Consider the following 19,533-nt stretch of genomic DNA (forward strand, 5'->3'; position numbering starts at 1 on the left):
TGCTGAGCGCCGGGGCCTGCGCTCAGCCGGTGAAGGGGCTGAGCTGGACGCCGGCGTCGATCAGCGAGGCGCGGACCATCTCCGCGGCGGCGACCGCCCCGTGGCTGTCGCCGTGCAGGCAGATCGACTCGACCGGGCACGGGACGACGCTGCCGTCCACCGCCACCACGGTCTGCTCGGTGGCCATCCGGAGCGCCCGCTCGGCGACCTGCTCCGGGTCGGTGACCAGGGCGCCCGACGCACCGCGGGGCACCAGGGTGCCGTTGGGCAGGTAGCCACGGTCGGCGAAGCCCTCGCCGACCACCCGCAGCCCGGCACCGACCGCCAGTTGGGCGAGCACCGACCCGGACGAGCAGAGCAGCGGCAGCTGATCGTCGTACTCGCCGACCGCCGCGACCAGCGCCGCCGCCTGGGACTCGTCGTGTGCCGCCGCGTGGTAGAGCGCGCCGTGCGGCTTCAGGTAGCGGACCCGGGTGCGGAACAGCCGGCAGAACGCGTCCAGCGCACCGAGCTGGTACAGGACCTCGTCACGCAGCTCCGCGAAATCGTACGCGATGTGCCGCCGGCCGAACCCCGCCAGGTCCCGGTAGCCGACCTGGGCGCCCACCGCGACACCGCGGCGCACCGCCGCCTCACAGACCCGGCGCATCGTGGGTGCGTCACCGCCGTGGAAGCCGCAGGCGACGTTGGCGGAGGTGACCAGGCCCAGCAGCGCCTCGTCGTCGCCGAGCCGCCAGATGCCGAATCCCTCGCCCAGGTCAGCGTTGAGGTCCATGGAATCTGACGGTAGTACCTGGCCGGGCCTGCGCGAGCGGGGTCACGTCGGCCACCACCCCGATGACCGGATAGCCGCCGGTGGTCGGGTGGTCCGCCAGGAAGATCAACGGTTGGCCGTCCGCCGGCACCTGCACCGCGCCGAGCACGATCCCTTCGCTGGGCAGCTCGCCCGGCACCGCGCGGGGCAGGTCCGCGCCGACCAGTCGCGCGCCGACCCGGTTGCTCACCGGGCTGATCGTGTACGCGCTGCCAAAGAGCCGCTCGAACGCGGCCGGGGTGAACCAGTCGTCGCGCGGGCCGAGCCGGACGGCGAGCCGCAGCTCGTCGCGGGGCGACGGGCCGACGGTGAGGTCGACCGGTGCGGGCGGCCCGACCGGCACGCCGAGCGGCAGCCGGTCACCGTCGCGCAGCGCGCGCGGACCCAGCCCGGAGAGGGTGTCGGTGGAGCGGCTGCCCAGGACCGGCGGCACGTCGATCCCGCCGCAGATCGCCAGCCAGCTGCGCACGCCGCGCCGGGCGGGGCCGATCCGCAGCACCGCCCCGGCCGGTACGGAGAGCGGCCGGCCCGCGTCGCCCGGACGCTGGTCCACCCGGACCTCCACCTCGGCGCCGGTGAGGGCGACGGTGGCCGCCCGGGACAGCCGCAGCGCGCACCCGGTCAGCGTGACCTCCAGCCCGGCGGCCGTCTCCGGGTTGCCGACCAGCCGGTTCGCCAGCCGCATCGCGGTCGGGTCCAGTGCGCCGGAACGGGGCACCCCGAGGTGGGCGAAGCCGGGCCGGCCCAGGTCCTGCACCGTGGTGAGCGCCCCGGCCCGAAGCACCTCGATGGCGCCGGTCATGCCGAGCCCCCGTCGTTCGTGAGGCGAACTCGGGTGCCCGGGGTCAGCCGGGCCGGCGGGTCGGCGGCGACGTCGAAGAGCACCATCCCGGTCCGTCCGACGAGCAGCCAGCCACCCGGCGACGCGCTCGGGTAGATGCCGGCGTACGGGCCGGCCAGGGCGACCGAGCCGGCCGGCACCCGGGGGCGGGGGGTGGGCAGCCGGGGTAGCGCCAGCTCGGCCGGCAGCCCGGTCAGGTAGGGGAACCCGGGCGCGAAGCCGCAGAAGGCCACCCGGAACTCGGTGCCGGCCAGCCGCTCGACCACCGCCGGCACGGTGGTGGCCCAGTGCTCCGCGACGATCGGCAGGTCAGCGCCGTCGTACGTCACCGGCACCTCGATCGTCCCGGCGGCGCCTGCCACGGCGGCGGGACGCGGAACCCAGCTCGCGATCAGCGGGGCGGTCGTCGCCGGGTCCGGTACCCCGTCGAGCAGGACGGTGGCGGCCGCCGGGACGATCTCGACGGCGGTCAGCTCACCAAGATCGCGGCGGCGGGACAGCTCTGCCCGCCACGCCTCCACCAGACCGGCGAGGTCGACCCCGGCCGGCGCACCGGGTTCCGCGCAGTCGAGCAGCAGGGCGTGCGCCCCGACCGGCCGGATCCGCATCCCGCCATCTTCGCCGACCACGGCCGCGCGCGGTACCGACCGTCGCGGGTGGATCCGCGTGACGAGACGCACTACTTCCAAGTAACCTACGGTGTCGTAACCTGTTGTGGTGACCACCTCCGCACCGCTTCGGCTCAAGCCGGTCGACATCGGTAAACCCCGGATGCGCGGCTGGCTGCACGCGTACGCGTTTTTCGTCGCCCTGGTCTGCGGGATCGTGCTCTGCTCGATCGCCGCCACCCGGCCGGGCTGGGCGCCCCTGGTCAGCTGTGTCGTCTACAGCCTGACCGTCTGTGGGCTCTTCGGCACCAGCGCTCTCTACCACCGTCGGGTGTGGTCGGAGCGGGGCTACCAGATCATGCGCCGGATGGACCACTCGATGATCTTCGTGTTCATCGCCGGGACGTACACGCCGTTCTGCGTGCTGCTGCTGGAGCAGCGCCTGGCGACCATCATGCTCGCCGTGGTCTGGGGCGGCGCGCTCGCCGGCGTGGCGCTGAAGATGATCTGGCCGCACGCCCCCCGCTGGCTCTCCGCGCCGCTCTACCTGGCGCTCGGCTGGGTGGCGGTGGCGATGCTGCCGCAGATCCTGCACCAGGGCGGGGTGACGGCGCTGGTGCTGCTGCTAACCGGGGGCGCGATCTACAGCGTCGGCGCGGTCTTCTACGCGCTACGCCGGCCGAACCCCTGGCCGACGGTCTTCGGCCACCACGAGTTCTTCCACGCCTGCACGCTGGTGGCCGCGATCTGCCACCACATCGCGATCTACTTCGCGCTCTTCGCCTGAGCCCGGGCACACCGAGGGCCCCGCGACGCTGCGGGGCCCCCGGGAGCAGTGGTTGGCTCAGACCGTGCGGCCGGGCCGATGCACCTCGCGGTACTCCTGCACGACCCGGTCGTCCTGCGCCGGCACCACCCGGTCGGTCACCACGCGGTCCTCGCGGACGGGGGCGGTCGTGACCACCGTGCGCCGGCGGCTGTTCCAGAAGTAGAGGGTGACGAGCAGGCCCGCGACACCGGCGAGCATCAGCACCCATCCGACGACGGCCAGGTTGAGCCAGCCCAGGTCGGCTTCCACGGCGAACGCGAAGATCGCACCCAGTGCGATCAGGAAAATGCTGCCACCAATGCCCATCGTCGCCTCCTCGGCTGTCAGCTGGCGTTTCTTCCCGCCGCGGCCATCGGTGAGGTTGCGGCACCCATCGACTTACCCCGGCACCGTGATCGCCAATCGGGCAAGCTGGGGGCATGACGGACGGGTACGCCGGGGAACGGACACTGGTGCTGTTGCGGCACTCCAAGGCCGTGCAGTCCGAGGAGACTCCGGACGCGGATCGACCGCTGACCAGTCGAGGGCGGGCCGACGCGGAGGCCGCCGGCGCCTGGCTCGCCAAGCACGGTCTGCTGCCCGACGTGGTGCTCTGCTCCGACGCCCGGCGGACCCGGGAGACCTGGCATGGGGTGGCGATGGGCATGACCGGTGCGCCACCGGAGGGTGGTTCCGCCGGTCCCCGCCCGGACGTGCGGTATGAGCCGGACGCCTACGAGGCGCAGCCGGAGGACCTGTTGGCGCTGATCCGCCGGGTGGACCCGACGGCCCGCACGGTGCTGCTGATCGCGCACAACCCGGGGATCTCGCTGCTGTCGGCGCTGCTCGACCCGCAGCGGGCCGACCCGGAGGGGCTGCGTACCACCGACCTGGCCGTGCACCGCGGATCGCAGCCCTGGGCCGAGCTGGACCGGGGTGGCGCGGAGATCATCGACCGGCACACCGCACGCGGCTGAGCCACCCGCCGGTCGGCGGGTGGCTCAGCGTCACATGGCTCAGGAGGGTGGCGCGGTCGGCGGCGGTGGGTCCGGCGGCGGCGGCATCATCGCGGTCGGATGAGACAGCCGGTTCTCCTCCACGATGAGGGTGCGGGCCCGCTTGCGCCGGTCCTGCCAGAACCAGAGCGTGGTGAGCAGGACGCCCAGCCCGGCCAGGATGAACACCCAGCCGACCGCGCGCAGGTCCACCCACCAGACGTTGGCTCTGATGGCGAAGGTCAGGATCGCGCCGATCGCGATCAGGAAGATCCCACTACCAATGCCCATGTGCGCTGCACTCCCCCGTGCGGTGGCTCCGGGCGCGTTCCGACGTGGTCCGGCGACGGTTACCCGCCACGGCCACGGGCTACCCGGCTCGGCTCACCGAATGCGCCGCCGGACCTCGGGAACCCGGACACTCGGCACAGAATGGGCGCGGCGGCGGTGACCCCCTGCGCACACCCTTTGCTCTGCTTCAGCGGCGGCGACACTTTCGGGCTCGGAGTGTTGCCTCGGCTGAAGCAGAGCAAAGGCGGCGAAAGGGCCGGGCCACCGTCGGCCCGCACCGCAGCCTGTTGCCTCCGCTGAAGCAGAGCGAGGCGGCCAAGGCGTGCCAGCGCCCCGCCGCCAGAGGCCGCAGATCGCTCGGGCCGGGACGCCGACGGCCGGCGGGCTGCTGCCCGCCGGCCGTCGTGCCGCTTCGTGGCCGGAGCAGGTCCGGCCGTGCGCCCGCGCCGGAGCGCGGGCCATGCCTCAGAAGGCTTCCTCCGGGAGGTCCATGATCTCCAGGTCGGCACCCTCGATGATCCGCCGGTCGGCGCCGATGCGGGGCAGCACCTCGCGGGCGAAGAACCGGGCGGCGGCCACCTTGCCGGTGTAGAACGCCTGGTCGGCGGTGGAGACCTCGCCGCTCAGCGCGCGCAGGGCCACGTCGGCCTGCTTCTGCAGCAGCCAGCCGACCACCAGGTCGCCGATCGCCAGCAGGAACCGCCGGCTGCTCAGCCCGACCTTGTAGAGCGCCCGGGCGTCGCCGCCCTGCGCCTCGCCCAGCCAGCCGGTCATCACGCCCAGCATGGTCTGGATCTCGGCGAGCGCCTTGCCGAGCGCCTGACGCTCCTCCTTGAGCTGGCCGTTGCCGGCCTCGGAGGTGATGAACTCCTGGATCTCGCCGGCGACCGCCATGAGGGCCTTGCCGTTGTCCCGGACGATCTTCCGGAAGACCAGGTCGAGGCTCTGGATCGCGGTGGTGCCCTCGTACAGGGTGTCGATCTTGGCGTCGCGGACGTACTGCTCCAGCGGGTAGTCCTGCAGGAAGCCCGAGCCGCCGAAGGTCTGCAGCGCCTCGTGCCCGAGCAGCTCGTACGCCCGCTCCGAGCCGACGCCCTTGACCAACGGGAGCAGCAGGTCGTTGACCCGCTTGGCGAGCGCGGTGGCCTTCTCGTCGCCGGCCGCCTCGGCGATGGCGACCTTGTCCTGCCAGGAGGCGGTGTACAGGACCAGCGCGCGCAGGCCCTCGGCGTACGACTTCTGCATCAGCAGCGAACGCCGCACGTCCGGGTGGTGGGTGATGGTCACCCGAGGCGCTGCCTTGTCGGCCTGCTGGATCAGGTCGGCGCCCTGGACCCGGTTCTTCGCGTACTCGAGGGCGTTCAGGTAGCCGGTGGAGAGGGTAGCGATCGCCTTGGTGCCGACCATCATCCGGGCGTACTCGATGATCATGAACATCTGCCGGATGCCGTCGTGCCTGTCACCGAGCAGCCAGCCCTTGGCCGGTACGCCGTGCTCACCGAAGGTCATCTCGCAGGTGTTCGAGACCTTCAGGCCCATCTTGTGCTCGACGTTGGTGGCGAAGACGCCGTTGCGCTCGCCCAGCTCGCCGGTCTCCTCGTCGAAGTGGAACTTCGGCACGACGAAGAGGGAGAGACCCTTCGTGCCCGGGCCGCCGACGCCCTCGACGCCCACCGGGCGGGCCAGCACGTAGTGCACGATGTTGTCGGTCAGGTCGTGCTCGCCCGAGGTGATGAAGCGCTTGACGCCCTCGATGTGCCACGAGCCGTCCGGCTGCTGGATGGCGCGGGCGCGGCCGGCGCCCACGTCCGAACCGGCGTCCGGCTCGGTCAGCACCATCGTCGAGCCCCACTGCTTGTCGATGAAGAGCTTGGCCCACTTCTTCTGCCGCTCGGTGCCCTCGACGTGCAGCACGTGGGCGAAGGACGGGCCGGAGGCGTACATCCAGACCGGGGCGTTCGAGCCGAGGACCAGCTCGGCGAGCGCCCACCAGAGGGCCCGCGGGGCGTTGGTGCCGTCCAGCTCCGGAGGAAGGTCCAGCCGCCAGAACTCGGACTCCATGAACGCCCGGTACGACTTCTTGAACGACTCCGGCAGCGGCGCGGTGTGCGTGGCCGGGTCGAAGACCGGCGGGTTCCGGTCGCTGTCCGTGTAGCTGGCGGCCAGATCCTCGCGGGCGAGGCGGTCGACCTCGGCGAGGAAGCTGCGCGCGGTGTCGACGTCGAGGTCGGAGTACGGCTCCTGGCCGAACGCCCGGTCCGCCCCGAAGACCTCGAAGAGGTTGAACTCGAGGTCCCGAAGGTTGCTCTTGTAGTGGGTCATGCTCGCTGGCCCCCGCTTCCGGACACGTGTTACCGATCAGTAACCCCGACTGTATTACCGGTGGGTAGGCAGCGACAAGATGATCGCCGAAGTGACAGCCATTACACACTTCCGGTTCGGGTGTGCCCCCGGCACGTCAGGCGAGCGTATTTCAGCTCTCCGCCGCGCCGACCTCCCAGCTCGGCACGGCCGCCGTCGCCCCGGTACGGGGACCGGCGTACTCCATCAGGACCAGCGCGATGTCGTCGTCGAGCCGGCCGTGCACCCACTCCACCAGCGCGGTCTCCAGCGAGGCCAGCCCGTCGGCGACCGTGCCGTGGCCGAGCAGCCGCCAGGCCCGGTCGGCGGTCGGGAAGAACTCCCCGTCCCGGCGCGCCTCGCCCAGCCCGTCGGTGAAGAGCAGCAGCCGGTCACCTGGCTCCAGCCGCTCGACCCGGGGCCGTACCACCGGCATGAAGCCGAGCGGGGGCGCCGGCGCGGGCGGTTCGAGCGGGATCACCGCGCCGCGCCGCAGCAGTAACGGCGGCGGGTGCCCGCAGTTGACGATCGTGAGGGTGCCACCCCGCTCCTCGACCAGCGCGGCGGTCACGAAGTCCTCGTCGCCCACGCTGCGGGCCACCGCTCGGTCCAGGTCGGTGACGACCGCGCGCAGATCGGCCCGCTCGTACGCCACGTGCCGGTAGGAGCCGAGCACGATGCTGGCCAACCGGACCGCGTCCAGGCCCTTGCCGCGAACGTCACCGATGATCATGCGGACGCCGTACGGGGTGTCGATCGCCTCGTACAGGTCACCGCCAATCTCCGCGGTGGCGGTGGAGGAGATGTAGCGACCGGCGACCGAGAGCGTGCCGACCTGCGGGCCGAGCGGACGCAGCACCGCCTGCTGGGCCACCGCCGCGAGCTTGGTCAGCTCGGCGATCCGCTCCGCCTGCCGCTGGCGCACCGAGGCCACCGAGGCCGCGATCGCGGTGGCCAGCGCGATGCCCGCCACGTTCACGCCGTTGACCAGGGAGATCGACCAGTCGCAGAGCGCGAAGGCGGTCCCGATAGCGGTGGCCGCGATGCCCACGCCGAGCACCACCCGCCAGGACGCCAGCGCCGCCGCGAGGAATGGGGCCCCCACCATCAGCGCGATGTAGTGCGCCGGCCGGCCGTCCGCCAGCTCGATCGCCGAGACGATCACGAGCAGGGCGAGGGCCGCGCCGAGGCCGGCGCGGGATCCGGGGCTCAGCGGGCTACGGCCCGACTGGAAGGGATGCGTGCGTACGAGGGACAGCATGCCTGATTGACGTGAACGGGTGAATGAACCTGGCCCGTCGTCTGAGGAGGTTCTGCCCGGCTGGATCGCGACACCGGTCCGATCGCCGTCGAGCACCGGGTCAGCCGAGCACCTCGTACCGGACCGTCGTCGCGCCGACGTCCAGTGAGGCGATGGTGGCGAAGGCGGCCCGGGACAGGTCGAGGCAGCGGCCGTCGATGAACGGCCCGCGGTCGTTGATCCGTACGGTGACGGACTTGCCGTTGGCCGGGTTGGTCACCCGGACCTTGGTGTTGAACGGCAGGGTCTTGTGCGCCGCGGTCAGCTCGTCCGGGTTGAAGTTCTCGCCGTTCGCGGTCAACTGCCCGTCGGAGTAGAACGACGCGCCACAGCTGCCGCTCTCCAGCACCTTCGGAGCCGGCGCCGTCGTCTTCCGCTTGGTCGGGGAGGGCTTCGGAGCGGCGGTGCGCGCCTTGCCGCGCGAGGCCGCCTGCGCGGAGCGGCTGGCGGTCGGGCTCGGCGTGCTGCTCGCGCTCGGCGACGCGGCCGGCGAGCTGGGTGCCGGCGTGCTCGCCGCGGTGGTGGGGGTGAGGTCAACCGCTACCGGGCGGGACCCGGCCGAACCCGAGGTCAGCTGGACGGTGCCGACGGTGCCGCCGATGGCGAGCGCCACCCCGACCGCCGCCGTGGCCGCGATGCCGGCCGGCGAGGAGATCCTGCGGGTACGGAGGTGCCTACCAGCCACCAGCCCGGTCCTTTCGTCGTGCCAACAAGCCGGGTCGGACCGTAACGAGAGAAGTACTTCCGAAGTCAACGTGATCATGGTGGTATGCCCGGATATGCAGGGATACGTGTAGCCGATCATCCGACCCGCCGTCGGCCGGCCGGCCCCACTGCCCGCTCGCGCCGAGCCGGTGGCCGAAGATGGACGGATGCCCGCCGAGCTGACCGAACGTCTGGCCCAACTGATCCGCTGGATCGACCCCGGCCCCGGTGCGAGCCACCTGGTCAGCGACGTGTCCGGCTGGTGGCGTGACCCGACGGTGCTGGCCGCGCTGGGCCCGGCCCTGGTGGCCCCGTTCCGCGCCGCCCGGCCGACCGTGGTGGTCTCTCCCGCGGTCACCGGTCTGCTGGTCGGCCCGCTGGCCGCGACCGCGCTCGGGGTGGGATTCGTGGCCGCGCACAAACCGGGCGACGGTCGACTGCCGGCCGGCCCCCTGACCTGGGCGCAGAGCCCACCCGACTTCCGGGGTCGCCGGGTCGACCTGGCCGTCCGGGACCGGCACCTCGCGCCGGGCGACCGGGTGCTGGTCGTGGACGACTGGGTGGCCACCGGCGCCCAGGTACGAGCCCTCTACGAGATCTGCGCGGCCCGTGGAGCCGAGCCGGTCGGCACCGCCGCCGTCGCCGTCGACTGCCCGCCGGAGGTAGCCGCGGAGCTGCGGGTCCGCGCCCTGGTCACCGCCACCGACCTGCCCGACTGAGGTTCCGCGGAGGGGGGCCCGCTAGACCGAGGTGATCCGGACGAACTCCTCGACCGCCATGCAGACCCGGCCGAGCGCGTCCGCCGAGGCGACCATCGGACCGGGCACCAGCAGCGAGTGGTCGGCGTCCAGGATCTCCAGCACGTGCCGGGTGAGCCGGCTGGCCAGCGGGCCGTCCCACAACGGGTCCGCGCCACCGCCGATGAGCAGGAACGGTTCGGTGGCCCGCTCCAACGCCGTCACCACCCCCGGCATGTGCAGCAGCGGGGTGAGCCAGACGGCCGGCACCTGCCGCTCGGCGGCGAGCGGCGCGGCGAGGCTGCCGAGCGACTTGCCGACCACCAGGTCGGTTGGTTCGTTCAGGCTCGGGGCGACCTGCTCGGCCACCCAGGCGCCGATCTGGTCCTGGCCAGGCGTCTCGGGCACCTGCCACGAGATCTCGTGCAGGTCGAAGTCGGAGCGCCGGAGCGCCTCGCCGATGTAGGCGAAGAGCGGAGCCTGAGTGTCGTAGGCCTGCCCAGGGACGAGCACCGCCCGCCGATCCGCCATGACCGCCTCCACATCCTCCGACTGCCGCTCCGTCACCGTACGCCGCGGGGGCGGCGGCGCGGGGGTGGACGAAAACCGGCGGCGGGGGCGAGGGCTCTCGCCTAGCCTCGGCAGGATGTGGCCTCGGATCGGCGGACTGCGCACCCTCGCTCTCGGCACCCCCGGTGAGCTGCGGACGAACCTGAACGCCCTGGTGCTCGCCGGGGTGAAGACCGCGACCGCCGGGCTGCTCACCGAGTACGCCGCGGAGGGCGAGGAGCTGGAGCAGGTCGGCGAGCGGCTGGTCCTGGTCGACGACGCCGACCAGTTGGTGGGGGTCGTGCAGATCACCGGCGTCGAGGTGGTCCGCTTCGCCGACGTCAGCTGGGACTTCGCCCGGTCCGAGGGCGAGGGGGACCGCTCGATCGAGGACTGGCGCTCCGGCCACGCCGCCTACTGGGCGCGTCTCGGCACGACGGTCACCGACGACACGGAGATCGCCTGCCTACGCTTCCGGCTCACCTCCGCCGGCGAGGGCGGCATCGGCACCGGCGACCTCGGCACCTGAGCAACCCACGCGGAAACGTGCGGTGATAGGGCGCGGGGCCGCCCGCGCGTCTCAGCCGCGCAGCTCCGGCAGGAGGCGGGTGGCCACGTCCACCAGGATCTCCTCGTCCCCGGCGTACCAACTGCTGGCCCGGGGCCAGTGGGTGACCACGTCGGTGAAGCCCAGGTCGGCCGCCCGCTCGACCTGGCTGGCGAAGAAGTCGGCGCTGCTCAACGAGAAGACCGGGGCCGCGTCCAGCGAGAGGTACCGGTCCAGGGTGGCCGGGTCGCGGCCGGCCTCGTCCAGCGTCCGGTCGAGTCGCGCCGACAGCTCGGCGATCCCGTCCCACCAGGCCGCCAGGTCATCGGCGTCGGTGCCGGTGGTGACCCAGCCCTGACCGAAGCGGGCCACCAGCCGCATCGAACGCGGACCGTTCGCGGCCAGCACGAACGGCACCCGTGGGGTCTGCACGCTGCCCGGGTTGCTGCGGGCGTCCACGGCGGCGAACCACTCGCCGCGCCAGGTGGTGCCGTCCTGGCGTAGCACCAGGTCGAGCAGCTCGGTGAACTCGGCGAACCGGTCCACCCGCTGCCGTGGGGGCAGGGTCTCGCCGCCGAGCACGGTGGCGTCGAAGCCGATGCCACCGGCGCCGATGCCGAGCAGCAGCCGACCGTCGGAGACGTCGTCGAGCGCGGTGATCTGCCGGGCGAACGCGGCCGGGTGCCGGAAGTTGGGCGAGGCGACGAGGGTGCCGAGGCGGATCCGGGAGGTGACCGTCGCTGCCGCGGTCAGGGTGGTGATCGAGTCGAACCACGGCCCGTCGACGAGGTCCCGCCAGCCCAGGTGGTCGTACGTCCAGGCGTGGTCGAAGCCCCACTCGTCCGCCTGCCGCCAGCGCCGCTGCGACTCGGACCAACGCTGGTCGGGAAGGATCACGATGCCAATCCGCATGATCGCCAGCCTAGCCGGGCGGGCCGGGAACGGACCTTGACCATGTATCGATCGCCACCCTGCCGCGACGCGATCCCGGCCCGCTGACCACCACCGCCACCGGCTGAACGGATCACCGACCCGGTCACCTGGGGCCGAGCATGTCGTCGACCGCGCCCAGCAGGGCGCCCGTCGCCGTGACGGGACTGCTCTTACCCCTGACCAGGGCTGTGCAGGGTGCCCGACGTAACCAGAACTCCGCCGTGGCGCCGGTCGCGTCCGCCACCAACAGGGAATCCATGGCGGTCGGCGGCGGATAGCCGGGATGACTACCGCAGTTCGTGACCTTGCCCTTGTCGCTCGCGGTGTTGAGCACCGGGCGGATGGCGTCGGCCCCGTCCCGGTCGCTCTCCTGCCGGGTCAGCCGGGCCGTCGTCTGGCCGATCTCGTACCGGCAGGCTGTCACGGCCACCAGTCGGGTCGGCAGCTGCGGCCGCTGGCTGGGGTTGTCGACCGAGATCCGGTCGTCCAGGCCGGGGTGTTTCGGGGTCAGCCGGAGCCGGCTGACCGGCAGGGTCGACGGGCAGGCCGGGGTGGCGATGGTGGCCGGTGCCGTCCGTGCCACCACCTGCGCTCGGTACCGGTCGAGGAAGCCGGTGAACAGCTCCGGGTCCAGCCCCCGACCCTGGGCGCCGCTCACCACCACCCCACAGTTGGCGCTGGTGTAGACGGTGACCGGCGCACGGTCGCGGTAGCGCAGCACGTAGGCGATGTCGGAGTAGCGGGCCTGCATGGTGCAGCGGAGGCCCTCGCCGTCGTCCGGCTGCCCGGCCGCCGGTGACCTGCTGCCGGGCCTGGTCTGGTGCGGCGGCAGGGAGTTGAGCATCCGCACGAGGTCACCGACCCCGGTGCTCAGCACCCGGGGGGCACTCGGTGTGGCCCCGCCCATGCCGGCCGGATGCGGCACCTCGCACGCCGTGACCTCCACGGCGCCTTCGGGCACCAGCGGCTCGGACCCGCCGTACCGGGCCGACCGAAGATCCGGGAACTCGCTGAGGTCGGCCGGACAACGCGCCTCGGTCCCGGTCGGGTCGACAGCCGTGGGCCGGGCCGGAGCGCGGTCGCCGCCGGTCACCAGCGCGGTGCCGCCGGCGCCCAGCCCGATGGTGAGGACCACCGCGAGCAGGATGCTCCCGGTCTGGTGACGCCGGCGCCTTCGCACCCGCCGGGCCACCGCGCCGAGCCGGTCCGGCGGCGCCGGCAGCGGGGGGACCGCCTCGGTCAGCAGGAGTCTGATGTCCTCGTCCTCGTACGTCACGTCATGACCTCCACGCGGCGAAGAGCTCAAGATTCGGGTCGGTGCGCAGGGTCCGGAGCGCGCGGAAGGCCTGCACCTTGACCGTGCCGTGCGAACACCCCAGCAACTCGGCGGTCCGCTCCACGCTGAGGTCCTCGACATAGCGCAGCACCACGATCGCCCGCTGTTGGCGGCTCAGCCGGGCCAGGGCGCGGCGTATTGCGTCCCGGTTGGCGGATTCGGTGGCCATGTCGCCGTACCCGGGCTCGTCCGTCGCCCGGCCCGGGATCTCACCGCGCCAACGACGTCGCCACCAGGAGACGTACGTGGTGAACAGGGCCTTCCGCACGTACGCCTCGGGATGGCCGGCGGTGGTGATCCGGGCCCAGCGCCGCCAGGCGTCCGCGAGGACCGTCTGCAACAGGTCCTCGGCCCGACCCGCGTCACCGGTGAGCAGCCAGGCCGAACGCAGCAGCACGCCGGAGCGCGCCGCGACGAACTCGGCGAAGCCCTCCGGCGGCGTCAGTTCCCCGGATCGCTGCATGTGTATGTGTACCTCCCGGCTGGTAAACGCGCTGGGAGGGCGGTCGGGTTAACGCCGTACCCACGTTTATCGGACGGCGGGCGGGCACCACCGGTTGCTACGGTCACGCGATGCCCGAACTCCAGCGGCTCGACGCACGGCACGCCCCCGCACTGCTCCGCTTCGAGCGGGAGAACCGGGCCTTCTTCGCACGATCGGTGCCGGACCGCGGCGACGACTACTTCACCGGCTTCGCCGCCCGGCACGCGGCGCTGCTCGCGGAGCAGTCGGCCGGCCTGATCCATTTCCACGTCCTGGTCGACGACGACGGGGCCGTGCTGGGCCGGTTCAACCTGGTCGACGTCGCCGACGGCGGCGCCGAGCTGGGCTTCCGGGTGGCCGAGCGGGCCACCGGGCGTGGGGTCGCCACCGGCGGCGTCCGCCGCGTCTGCGACCTGGCCCGCGACGAGTACGGGCTGCGCCGGCTGGTCGCGTCGGCCGCGGTGGAGAACGCCGGTTCGCTCGGAGTGCTCCGGCGGACCGGGTTCACCCCGGTCGGCGACGTAGTGCTCGACGGTCGCCCCGGGCTGCGCCACCTCCGCGAGTTGACTGATTAGCCGGAGTGGTTGGGGCCTGCCCGGAGGTGGGTACGGACGGTGGCATGGCAGATCGACCTCGGCTGAGTCTGACCACCACCGTGCTGGACGCGCCCGACGCCCGCGAACTCGCCGCGTTCTACGAACGCCTGCTGGGCTGGTCGCGGCATGAGGACGAGTCGGACTGGGTGACGCTGCGCGCGCCGGACGGTGGCGCCGGCCTGGCCTTCCAGAGCGAACCGGCCTACGTACGACCGGTCTGGCCGGCCGGTCCGCACGATCCGCAGATGATGGCCCACCTCGACATCAAGGTCGAAGACCTGGCGGCGGCCTCGGCCCACGCGGTGGCCGCGGGCGCCACCCTGGCCGACTTCCAGCCTCAGGACGACGTACGGGTGCACCTCGACCCGGCCGGCCACCCGTTCTGTCTCTACCTCTGAACGGAACGCGGATGGCCTGCGGCGATGCAGCCGCAGGCCATCCGCTCTCCTACCGTTGCGGTGTCGCGGTCGCTAGGACCGCTTCACCAGTTGGGCTGTCGACACCTCCGGGGCGGCGGCCTCGGGGGTCGCGGTCCGGGCGCCTGACGACGGGGCGACCGACCTGAGCCCGGTACCCCAGCCCGCGGGCGGCGACGGCGGATAGAGGTAGAACGTGCCGACGACGTCGACCACCACGTTGGTGTATCCGGAGAGGTTGTGGACGTTGAACTTGTTGTCCGCACCGATCATCGTCTGCACGGCGTTGGACACCAGCGAGCCCGCCCGGGGGTTCATGTTCGACGTGCCCGGTCGGGTCGCGCCCGACGGCCACACCGTGAGGACGGTCGTCGAGGTGGGCTTGACCGCCGTCACGTTCGTCGCCAGAGCCCACGTGTCGGTGCCCGCGATCGTCGCCGGCGTCGGGATCGTCGCGACGCCGCCCGGGCCGAGCCGCGACGGCCAGCCCTGACCACTACGGGTGTCCGCGATCCGGGTCGGCGCGGTCGACTGGAACCGCAGGCCGTCGGGGAGCGACCCGTCGTCGTAGAACCCGACGATGTCGACCACGATGTGCGCCGAGGCGTGTGTGTACACCCCGATGGAGGGCCAACCGGTGGCGCTGCCGCACTGGTCACACGGGCTCGTCGGCACGATCGCGAAGTTCGGCACGGTGGCGCCGGCGGTGTAGTTCAGCGTCGACGTGTCGGGCCGGCCGCCCGCGTAACCGTTCCAGGCGGTCAGGAAGCCCGCCGACGACGGCTGGGTCGCCGTGATGTTCACCGCGAACGCCCGGATCTTCGAATTGCTCGTGCCCCAGTTCGCCGCCGAGTTGATGTAGTGCCTGCCGGGGATGCGGCCGTCACCCCAGGTACGGGTGTCGGTCAGGCGGACCGGCTTGGCCAGCGGGTGGTACTGGCCGCCCATGTACCCCGAGCAGCACTCGTGGCCCTTGGAGTAATAGCCGACGACGTCGACGATGACGTGTGACGAGCCGGTGTTGTTGTAGACGTTCACCTTGCCGCCGGCGCCGACCTTCACCGTGACCGAGTTCGCGCCGGTCCACCCCTTGGTGAAGTTCACCGAGGAGGCGGTCGGGCGCGACAGACCGGCCGGGTAGACGGTGACGAAGCCGTCGGTGGTCGGGCCGGTGACGGTCACGTTCAGCACCACCGTCCCGGCCTCGGTCGTCACGCCGCCCGAGCCGGTCACCTGGAGGCCGACCACCGAGCCGGGCCCGATCGGGCGCTTCGGAGCGCCCTTGCCGGACCGGGTGTCCATGATGCGGTACGGCGAAACCGGGTAGTAGGTGCCGCGATCGTCGGAGTAGCCGCTGACGCCCAGCGAGACCTCGGTCTTACCGGTGAAGCTGTTGTCCGGAAGCGTCAGCATCGCCCCGACCTGCTCCGTCGACGGGCGCGCCACCGCGCTCATCGAGCAGGTCTGCCCCTTGTTCAGGGTCTTCTGCGAGCAACCATCGCTGGTGATCTTGAACATGCCGGCGTTGTCGCCCTGGACGCTGGCCTTGCCGAAGGTGATCGGCAGATCCGTGGCCCCGGTGAGCGTCACGGTCTGCGGCGCCGACGTGTCGTACGCGGGCACGTAACCGAAGCTCACGTACGGCGGGGAGGCCGTGGTGTCACGGGGGTCGTAGCCGGTGAGCGAGAGCAGCCGCCTGACCTTGCCGGCGACCGAGTTCTCGACCAGCGTCAGCAGGGCGGTCTGCTCACCGAGGACCGAGGCCTTCGGTGTGACGGTCAGCTGGCAGGTCTGCCCGTACGTCAGGGTGTTGCCCGAGCAGGTGTTGGCCGTGATCTCGAAGGCGCCCGGGTCCGCTCCGGAGAGGGAAGCGGCGCCGAACGTGGTCGGCTCGCTTCCGTTGACCTCGACCGTGACGGCCTTCGGCGTGCCGGGCATACCGGCCGGCTGCTGCCCCGCCTGGAGCCGGTACTCCCAGCTGTCCGTCGCCCGGTAGCCGATGCTGGACTGGAAGCGGATCTCACCCTTCGCCCGGCCGCTCGCGCCGCAGGGGGCGGAGTAGGTGGCGGCGAAGGCGGTGAACTTCCCGTCGTCGCCGTACTCCGCCTGGGTGACGTCGAGGGTTCCCGGGGTGCTGCTCCAGTCGCAGCTCTGGCCGTCGCCGCTGACGTTCAGGACGGTGGTCGACTGCTGGGGAGAGAAGTTCCGCGTCGTCTGATACGACTGGCCCGCCACGAAGCGGGTGCCGATGGGCGGTGTCACGTCGAGGTAGTGCCATTGGTTCGTCGTGAAGCCGCGCATCACGAGCGCGTAGCCGTTGGCGTTCTGCTGGTAGACCTCCAGCGTGTTTCGGGACGCCTCGTACGAGAAGCTCCCGTCGATGTAGCCCAGACCCTCGAAGTTCATGGTCAGGGCGGTGTGGGGGGCCGACGGCGGCGTGACGTCCGCCGCCTGCGCCGGCCCGGCCGATGCTGTGCTGATGACGAGAAGTGCGATGGCGCCCACCAGGGCGCCGCGAAGGGTACGCACGAATCCCCCATGACGGTCAGGGTTTGAGGCCCGGACAGGTGCCGGGCCTCGGGAGCGTAGAGAGCCGGAACGATCTCCGGCAATGGCCGACCGGACGAACCTGGGCAGCGATCGAGCCCGATCGCGGGGATCTGCGAGGTGTCCAAGGTGGTGTCGAGCTGGCTGCTAGGCTCCGGCAACTTGTCCGCGGTCGCCGGCCCTGCGTTGCCGCCTCGCCCCTGGCGACGCGTCGGTGTGCCAGCAGGACAGCCTTTTCCGCAGCCTTCACCTGCTGTCTTGAGAAAGGACGAGCGTGGCCAGACGTGCGCCCGTACGCGCCAGTGTCGCCGCCGCAATGTCGATCATGCTGGCCGCGGGCCTGGTCCCGCTGACCGCCGGCCCCGCGCACGCCGACCCGGTCGCCGGCGAGGTGGTCATCCCCGCCAGCATCGCCCTGCGCCCCCAGACGGCCCTGCTGAGCGCCGGTCCCTCCGGGTTCCTTCGCTACGAGTACGGACGCGGCCACCTGTGGACGAGCTACGCCGGCGTCGACACGGTGGTTGACCCGTCCGCCGCGCAGGGCGGTTCCGTCCCGGACTTCGGTGCGGGTTCCGACATCGTCGCCCACCACGACTCCACCGCCAGGAGCGTGGCGCTGCGGGACATGTCGAGCGGGCGCTCTCGCACGGTGGTACTACCCACCGGCCACCAGTACGTCAGCACGCTCGGTTGGACGGTCGTGACCAGGACGGGAAACTTCCTGAGCGCCGACACCACCTGGCACCTGCTCGACACTCATGACGACGGTCGCGTCACCCAACGCCCGGTGCAGGGTGTCCCCGCCGGTGTCCTCGTGACGTTCAAGAGCCTCTCCCCGCTGGCCGACGCGCACGGACAGGTGGTGCAGTACCGGACGAGCGCCGGCGGGCACGTCGGCTGGCTCGATGCGGACCAGGGCCGGTTGATCCCGCTGCCGTATCGCCAGAACGCGAGCCCGGGCCTTGCCGCGCTCACCCCCACGCACCTGCTCTGGTGGCAGGACGGCGTCGTCTTCATCCACTCACGCGCCGACCTGACCGCCACCCCCCGAACGGTGCCGCTGACCGGTGACGCGCAACTGCTGGGCATGGTCGGCGAGACGCTGATCGTGTCTCGGTACGACGCCTCCCTGGGCAGCCCCAGCTACCTCCTGCCGGTCCGGCGGGTCGAGGTCGTCGCTCTCGATGGCACCACGCGTAAGACGCTGCTGGCCCGTTCGTCGCACACCCCGATGCCGACCCCCGACGGCGCGCTCCTGGTTCCCGGTGGCACCGGTTGGGACCAGTGGGGAGTCTCCCTCCTCGAGGCCGCCGACGACGGTGAGGTGGCGGTCCGCAGGGTCGCCGAGGCGTACCCGCAGCCGATCATCCAGGCGGCGGACGGGCTGACCTTCACGCAGGGCCGGTTGAACACCATGGAGACCGACCTTTCGCAGGGCTGGCGCTACCTCCATACCCGGGACATCGGCGTGACCGGCTCCCTCACGGTCGGGCCGCGTGTCGACCGCGGCCCCGTCCCCGCCAGCTGCGACACCCTGGCCTGCCCGAGCCTGCACGACACCGGTGACGGCCGGACGGTCGTGGCGGGCGCCTGGGGCAATCCTGCGGTCGACCAGCAGCCCCACCTCCTGGAGCCCACCGAGCCCCTGCCCGGTACGCGCATCGATGCTTCCCGCGTCTACCAGTCGGTGGCGGCCGTCAGCGGCCGTTTCGCCGCTCTTACCGCGCCGGCCAACGACCCTGGAGCGGAAACTCAGATCGTCGACCTCAACAACCGGCTCAGCGTGTACAAGACCACCGACACGGTAGAGGCGATGTGGGGCACCACGTTGTGGGTGCGCGACGGCAACGACACGGTGGTCCCGGTCGACCTGCTGACCGGGCAGCGGGGTGCTCAGGTGTGGTTCGGGCCCATGTGTCTGCTGGATGACCTCCAGGCCGTCGGGCGGTGGCTGCTGTGGACCTGCGTGGGCTCGGCGGCGGGCCAGGGCGTCTACGACACGGTCAAGAAGACGAAGCTGACGCTCGTTTCCGGGTCGGCCTGGTCGCGGGCAAGGCTGGGTGACGGCTTCGTCGCGTCGGAGGCGGACGGGCAGCTGAAGGTGACCGACGTGCGCAGCGGTACGCCGGTGTCGCACACCGCCGGGGAGTTCGCGTCGTGGCGTCCCTGGGACGTCGACCCGTACACAGGGTTGATCGCCCACGTCGGCGCCGACGGCGGCATCCACCTGGTGCCGAGCGGCGTGCCGGTCTCGCCCCTCGCCCAGCTCGACGCCACCGTCGCCACGTCGGTGGACGTCAGGGGAGGCACCCGGCAATGGACCCCGAAGTGGTGGCTGAACAGGCCGGCCGCCTCCTGGACGCTCGTGATCCGGAACCAGGCCACCGGCGCGACCGTCCGTACCCTCTCCGGTGGCCTGGCCCGCGGCCTGGTGGCCACCGCGTGGAACGGCACGGACGGCTCCGGGCGGGTGGTGCCCAACGGCGCCTACACCTGGACGCTGACCGCCACGGCGGCCGACGGTCAGGGCGCGGCCCTCACCACCACCGGAACGGTGCGACTCGTGCGCGAGTGGCCGGGCCGGAACCGCTTCCGGGTGAACTCGACCGCCCACTCGTCACCTCACGCGAGCTGATCGAAGTCGAACCGGGGCCCGCTCCGAAAAGGAGGGGCCCCGGTGTCGGCG

General features: G+C 72.1%; 20 protein-coding genes. 7 read left to right on the plus strand and 13 right to left on the minus strand.

Going from position 1 to position 19,533, the window contains the following annotated elements; genetic code table 11:
* Positions 1-22 precede the first annotated feature (22 nt).
* From ACIBBA_RS25650 to ACIBBA_RS25660, 3 genes are read right to left on the minus strand one after another with little or no spacing between them, the layout of a single operon-like run.
* Complete coding sequence (locus ACIBBA_RS25650) at positions 23-775, minus strand: LamB/YcsF family protein (RefSeq protein WP_396700485.1); 753 nt, start codon at positions 773-775, stop codon at positions 23-25.
* A complete protein-coding gene (locus ACIBBA_RS25655; RefSeq protein WP_396700486.1) occupies positions 759-1,616 on the minus strand; it encodes a biotin-dependent carboxyltransferase family protein in 858 nt (285 codons plus the stop codon). The genes ACIBBA_RS25650 and ACIBBA_RS25655 overlap by 17 nt, the downstream gene beginning before the upstream one ends.
* A complete protein-coding gene (locus ACIBBA_RS25660) occupies positions 1,613-2,263 on the minus strand; it encodes an allophanate hydrolase subunit 1 (protein ID WP_396700487.1) in 651 nt (216 codons plus the stop codon). The genes ACIBBA_RS25655 and ACIBBA_RS25660 overlap by 4 nt, the downstream gene beginning before the upstream one ends.
* 109 nt (positions 2,264-2,372) lie before the next feature.
* Between ACIBBA_RS25660 and ACIBBA_RS25665 the strand changes: the two genes are divergently transcribed.
* Entirely contained in the window at positions 2,373-3,050 is a 678-nt protein-coding gene (locus ACIBBA_RS25665; RefSeq protein WP_396700488.1) for a hemolysin III family protein, read from the plus strand.
* 57 nt (positions 3,051-3,107) lie between these two features.
* Here the strand turns inward: ACIBBA_RS25665 and ACIBBA_RS25670 are convergent, their stop codons facing one another.
* Positions 3,108-3,398 (minus strand): DUF6458 family protein, encoded by a 291-nt coding sequence (locus ACIBBA_RS25670; protein WP_396700489.1) that lies wholly within the window; start codon positions 3,396-3,398, stop codon positions 3,108-3,110.
* A gap of 113 nt (positions 3,399-3,511) precedes the next feature.
* On the opposite strand from ACIBBA_RS25670, the gene ACIBBA_RS25675 reads away from it, so the two are divergent.
* On the plus strand, positions 3,512-4,048 hold the full coding sequence (locus ACIBBA_RS25675; protein ID WP_396700490.1) for a SixA phosphatase family protein: 537 nt from the start codon (positions 3,512-3,514) through the stop codon (positions 4,046-4,048).
* A 39-nt stretch (positions 4,049-4,087) separates the two neighbouring features.
* Here the strand turns inward: ACIBBA_RS25675 and ACIBBA_RS25680 are convergent, their stop codons facing one another.
* The 4 genes from ACIBBA_RS25680 to ACIBBA_RS25695 all read right to left on the minus strand — a co-directional run bounded on the left by ACIBBA_RS25680 (position 4,088) and on the right by ACIBBA_RS25695 (position 8,682).
* Positions 4,088-4,357, minus strand: a complete 270-nt coding sequence (locus tag ACIBBA_RS25680) for a DUF6458 family protein (RefSeq protein WP_013730795.1) — start codon at positions 4,355-4,357, stop codon at positions 4,088-4,090.
* 465 nt (positions 4,358-4,822) lie between these two features.
* Positions 4,823-6,679, minus strand: coding sequence for an acyl-CoA dehydrogenase (locus tag ACIBBA_RS25685; protein ID WP_350868498.1), 1,857 nt, complete (start codon positions 6,677-6,679; stop codon positions 4,823-4,825).
* A gap of 151 nt (positions 6,680-6,830) precedes the next feature.
* A complete protein-coding gene (locus ACIBBA_RS25690) occupies positions 6,831-7,958 on the minus strand; it encodes a PP2C family protein-serine/threonine phosphatase (protein ID WP_396700491.1) in 1,128 nt (375 codons plus the stop codon).
* 100 nt (positions 7,959-8,058) lie between these two features.
* Positions 8,059-8,682, minus strand: coding sequence for a septal ring lytic transglycosylase RlpA family protein (locus tag ACIBBA_RS25695; RefSeq protein ID WP_396700492.1), 624 nt, complete (start codon positions 8,680-8,682; stop codon positions 8,059-8,061).
* Positions 8,683-8,869: 187 nt separating this feature from the next.
* Here ACIBBA_RS25695 and ACIBBA_RS25700 point away from each other — a divergent pair, with 187 nt between their 5' ends.
* Positions 8,870-9,421, plus strand: a complete 552-nt coding sequence (locus ACIBBA_RS25700; RefSeq protein ID WP_396700493.1) for a phosphoribosyltransferase family protein — start codon at positions 8,870-8,872, stop codon at positions 9,419-9,421.
* A gap of 21 nt (positions 9,422-9,442) precedes the next feature.
* Here ACIBBA_RS25700 and ACIBBA_RS25705 read toward each other — a convergent pair whose 3' ends face one another.
* Positions 9,443-9,970: an alpha/beta hydrolase gene (locus ACIBBA_RS25705; RefSeq protein WP_396700494.1), complete on the minus strand. Its 528-nt coding sequence runs from the start codon at positions 9,968-9,970 to the stop codon at positions 9,443-9,445.
* Between the two features lie 115 nt (positions 9,971-10,085).
* Here ACIBBA_RS25705 and ACIBBA_RS25710 point away from each other — a divergent pair, with 115 nt between their 5' ends.
* Entirely contained in the window at positions 10,086-10,517 is a 432-nt protein-coding gene (locus ACIBBA_RS25710; protein WP_396700495.1) for an ASCH domain-containing protein, read from the plus strand.
* Between the two features lie 51 nt (positions 10,518-10,568).
* Here ACIBBA_RS25710 and ACIBBA_RS25715 read toward each other — a convergent pair whose 3' ends face one another.
* From ACIBBA_RS25715 to ACIBBA_RS25725, 3 genes are all read right to left on the minus strand, one after another.
* A complete protein-coding gene (locus ACIBBA_RS25715; protein ID WP_396700496.1) occupies positions 10,569-11,447 on the minus strand; it encodes an LLM class flavin-dependent oxidoreductase in 879 nt (292 codons plus the stop codon).
* Between the two features lie 124 nt (positions 11,448-11,571).
* Complete coding sequence (locus tag ACIBBA_RS25720; RefSeq protein WP_396700497.1) at positions 11,572-12,744, minus strand: hypothetical protein; 1,173 nt, start codon at positions 12,742-12,744, stop codon at positions 11,572-11,574.
* 1 nt (position 12,745) lies between these two features.
* On the minus strand, positions 12,746-13,267 hold the full coding sequence (locus ACIBBA_RS25725; RefSeq protein WP_396700498.1) for a SigE family RNA polymerase sigma factor: 522 nt from the start codon (positions 13,265-13,267) through the stop codon (positions 12,746-12,748).
* Between the two features lie 110 nt (positions 13,268-13,377).
* Between ACIBBA_RS25725 and ACIBBA_RS25730 the strand changes: the two genes are divergently transcribed.
* Both ACIBBA_RS25730 and ACIBBA_RS25735 read left to right on the plus strand, forming a co-directional pair.
* Positions 13,378-13,863: a GNAT family N-acetyltransferase gene (locus ACIBBA_RS25730; protein WP_396700499.1), complete on the plus strand. Its 486-nt coding sequence runs from the start codon at positions 13,378-13,380 to the stop codon at positions 13,861-13,863.
* Positions 13,864-13,907: 44 nt separating this feature from the next.
* A complete protein-coding gene (locus ACIBBA_RS25735; RefSeq protein ID WP_396700500.1) occupies positions 13,908-14,282 on the plus strand; it encodes a VOC family protein in 375 nt (124 codons plus the stop codon).
* Positions 14,283-14,354: 72 nt separating this feature from the next.
* Here ACIBBA_RS25735 and ACIBBA_RS25740 read toward each other — a convergent pair whose 3' ends face one another.
* The gene (locus ACIBBA_RS25740; RefSeq protein WP_396700501.1) at positions 14,355-16,829 is read right to left on the minus strand and encodes a choice-of-anchor D domain-containing protein; all 2,475 of its coding nucleotides are present in this window, start codon (positions 16,827-16,829) and stop codon (positions 14,355-14,357) included.
* 292 nt (positions 16,830-17,121) lie between these two features.
* On the opposite strand from ACIBBA_RS25740, the gene ACIBBA_RS25745 reads away from it, so the two are divergent.
* Positions 17,122-19,482: a FlgD immunoglobulin-like domain containing protein gene (locus tag ACIBBA_RS25745; protein WP_396700502.1), complete on the plus strand. Its 2,361-nt coding sequence runs from the start codon at positions 17,122-17,124 to the stop codon at positions 19,480-19,482.
* Positions 19,483-19,533 lie beyond the last annotated feature (51 nt).

Source organism: Micromonospora sp. NPDC051006, assembly GCF_044456245.1.
Taxonomy (GTDB): Bacteria; Actinomycetota; Actinomycetes; order Mycobacteriales; family Micromonosporaceae; genus Micromonospora.

Excerpts from the sequence above, each read along its gene's own strand:
- ACIBBA_RS25650 (WP_396700485.1), bottom strand. The coding sequence starts at position 775 with ATGGACCTCAACGCTGACCTGGGCGAGGGATTCGGCATCTGGCGGCTC.
- ACIBBA_RS25655 (WP_396700486.1), bottom strand. The coding sequence starts at position 1,616 with ATGACCGGCGCCATCGAGGTGCTTCGGGCCGGGGCGCTCACCACGGTG.
- ACIBBA_RS25660 (WP_396700487.1), bottom strand. The coding sequence starts at position 2,263 with ATGCGGATCCGGCCGGTCGGGGCGCACGCCCTGCTGCTCGACTGCGCG.
- ACIBBA_RS25670 (WP_396700489.1), bottom strand. The coding sequence starts at position 3,398 with ATGGGCATTGGTGGCAGCATTTTCCTGATCGCACTGGGTGCGATCTTC.
- ACIBBA_RS25675 (WP_396700490.1), top strand. The coding sequence starts at position 3,512 with ATGACGGACGGGTACGCCGGGGAACGGACACTGGTGCTGTTGCGGCAC.
- ACIBBA_RS25680 (WP_013730795.1), bottom strand. The coding sequence starts at position 4,357 with ATGGGCATTGGTAGTGGGATCTTCCTGATCGCGATCGGCGCGATCCTG.
- ACIBBA_RS25685 (WP_350868498.1), bottom strand. The coding sequence starts at position 6,679 with ATGACCCACTACAAGAGCAACCTTCGGGACCTCGAGTTCAACCTCTTC.
- ACIBBA_RS25690 (WP_396700491.1), bottom strand. The coding sequence starts at position 7,958 with ATGCTGTCCCTCGTACGCACGCATCCCTTCCAGTCGGGCCGTAGCCCG.
- ACIBBA_RS25700 (WP_396700493.1), top strand. The coding sequence starts at position 8,870 with ATGCCCGCCGAGCTGACCGAACGTCTGGCCCAACTGATCCGCTGGATC.
- ACIBBA_RS25705 (WP_396700494.1), bottom strand. The coding sequence starts at position 9,970 with ATGGCGGATCGGCGGGCGGTGCTCGTCCCTGGGCAGGCCTACGACACT.
- ACIBBA_RS25710 (WP_396700495.1), top strand. The coding sequence starts at position 10,086 with ATGTGGCCTCGGATCGGCGGACTGCGCACCCTCGCTCTCGGCACCCCC.
- ACIBBA_RS25715 (WP_396700496.1), bottom strand. The coding sequence starts at position 11,447 with ATGCGGATTGGCATCGTGATCCTTCCCGACCAGCGTTGGTCCGAGTCG.
- ACIBBA_RS25725 (WP_396700498.1), bottom strand. The coding sequence starts at position 13,267 with ATGCAGCGATCCGGGGAACTGACGCCGCCGGAGGGCTTCGCCGAGTTC.
- ACIBBA_RS25730 (WP_396700499.1), top strand. The coding sequence starts at position 13,378 with ATGCCCGAACTCCAGCGGCTCGACGCACGGCACGCCCCCGCACTGCTC.
- ACIBBA_RS25735 (WP_396700500.1), top strand. The coding sequence starts at position 13,908 with ATGGCAGATCGACCTCGGCTGAGTCTGACCACCACCGTGCTGGACGCG.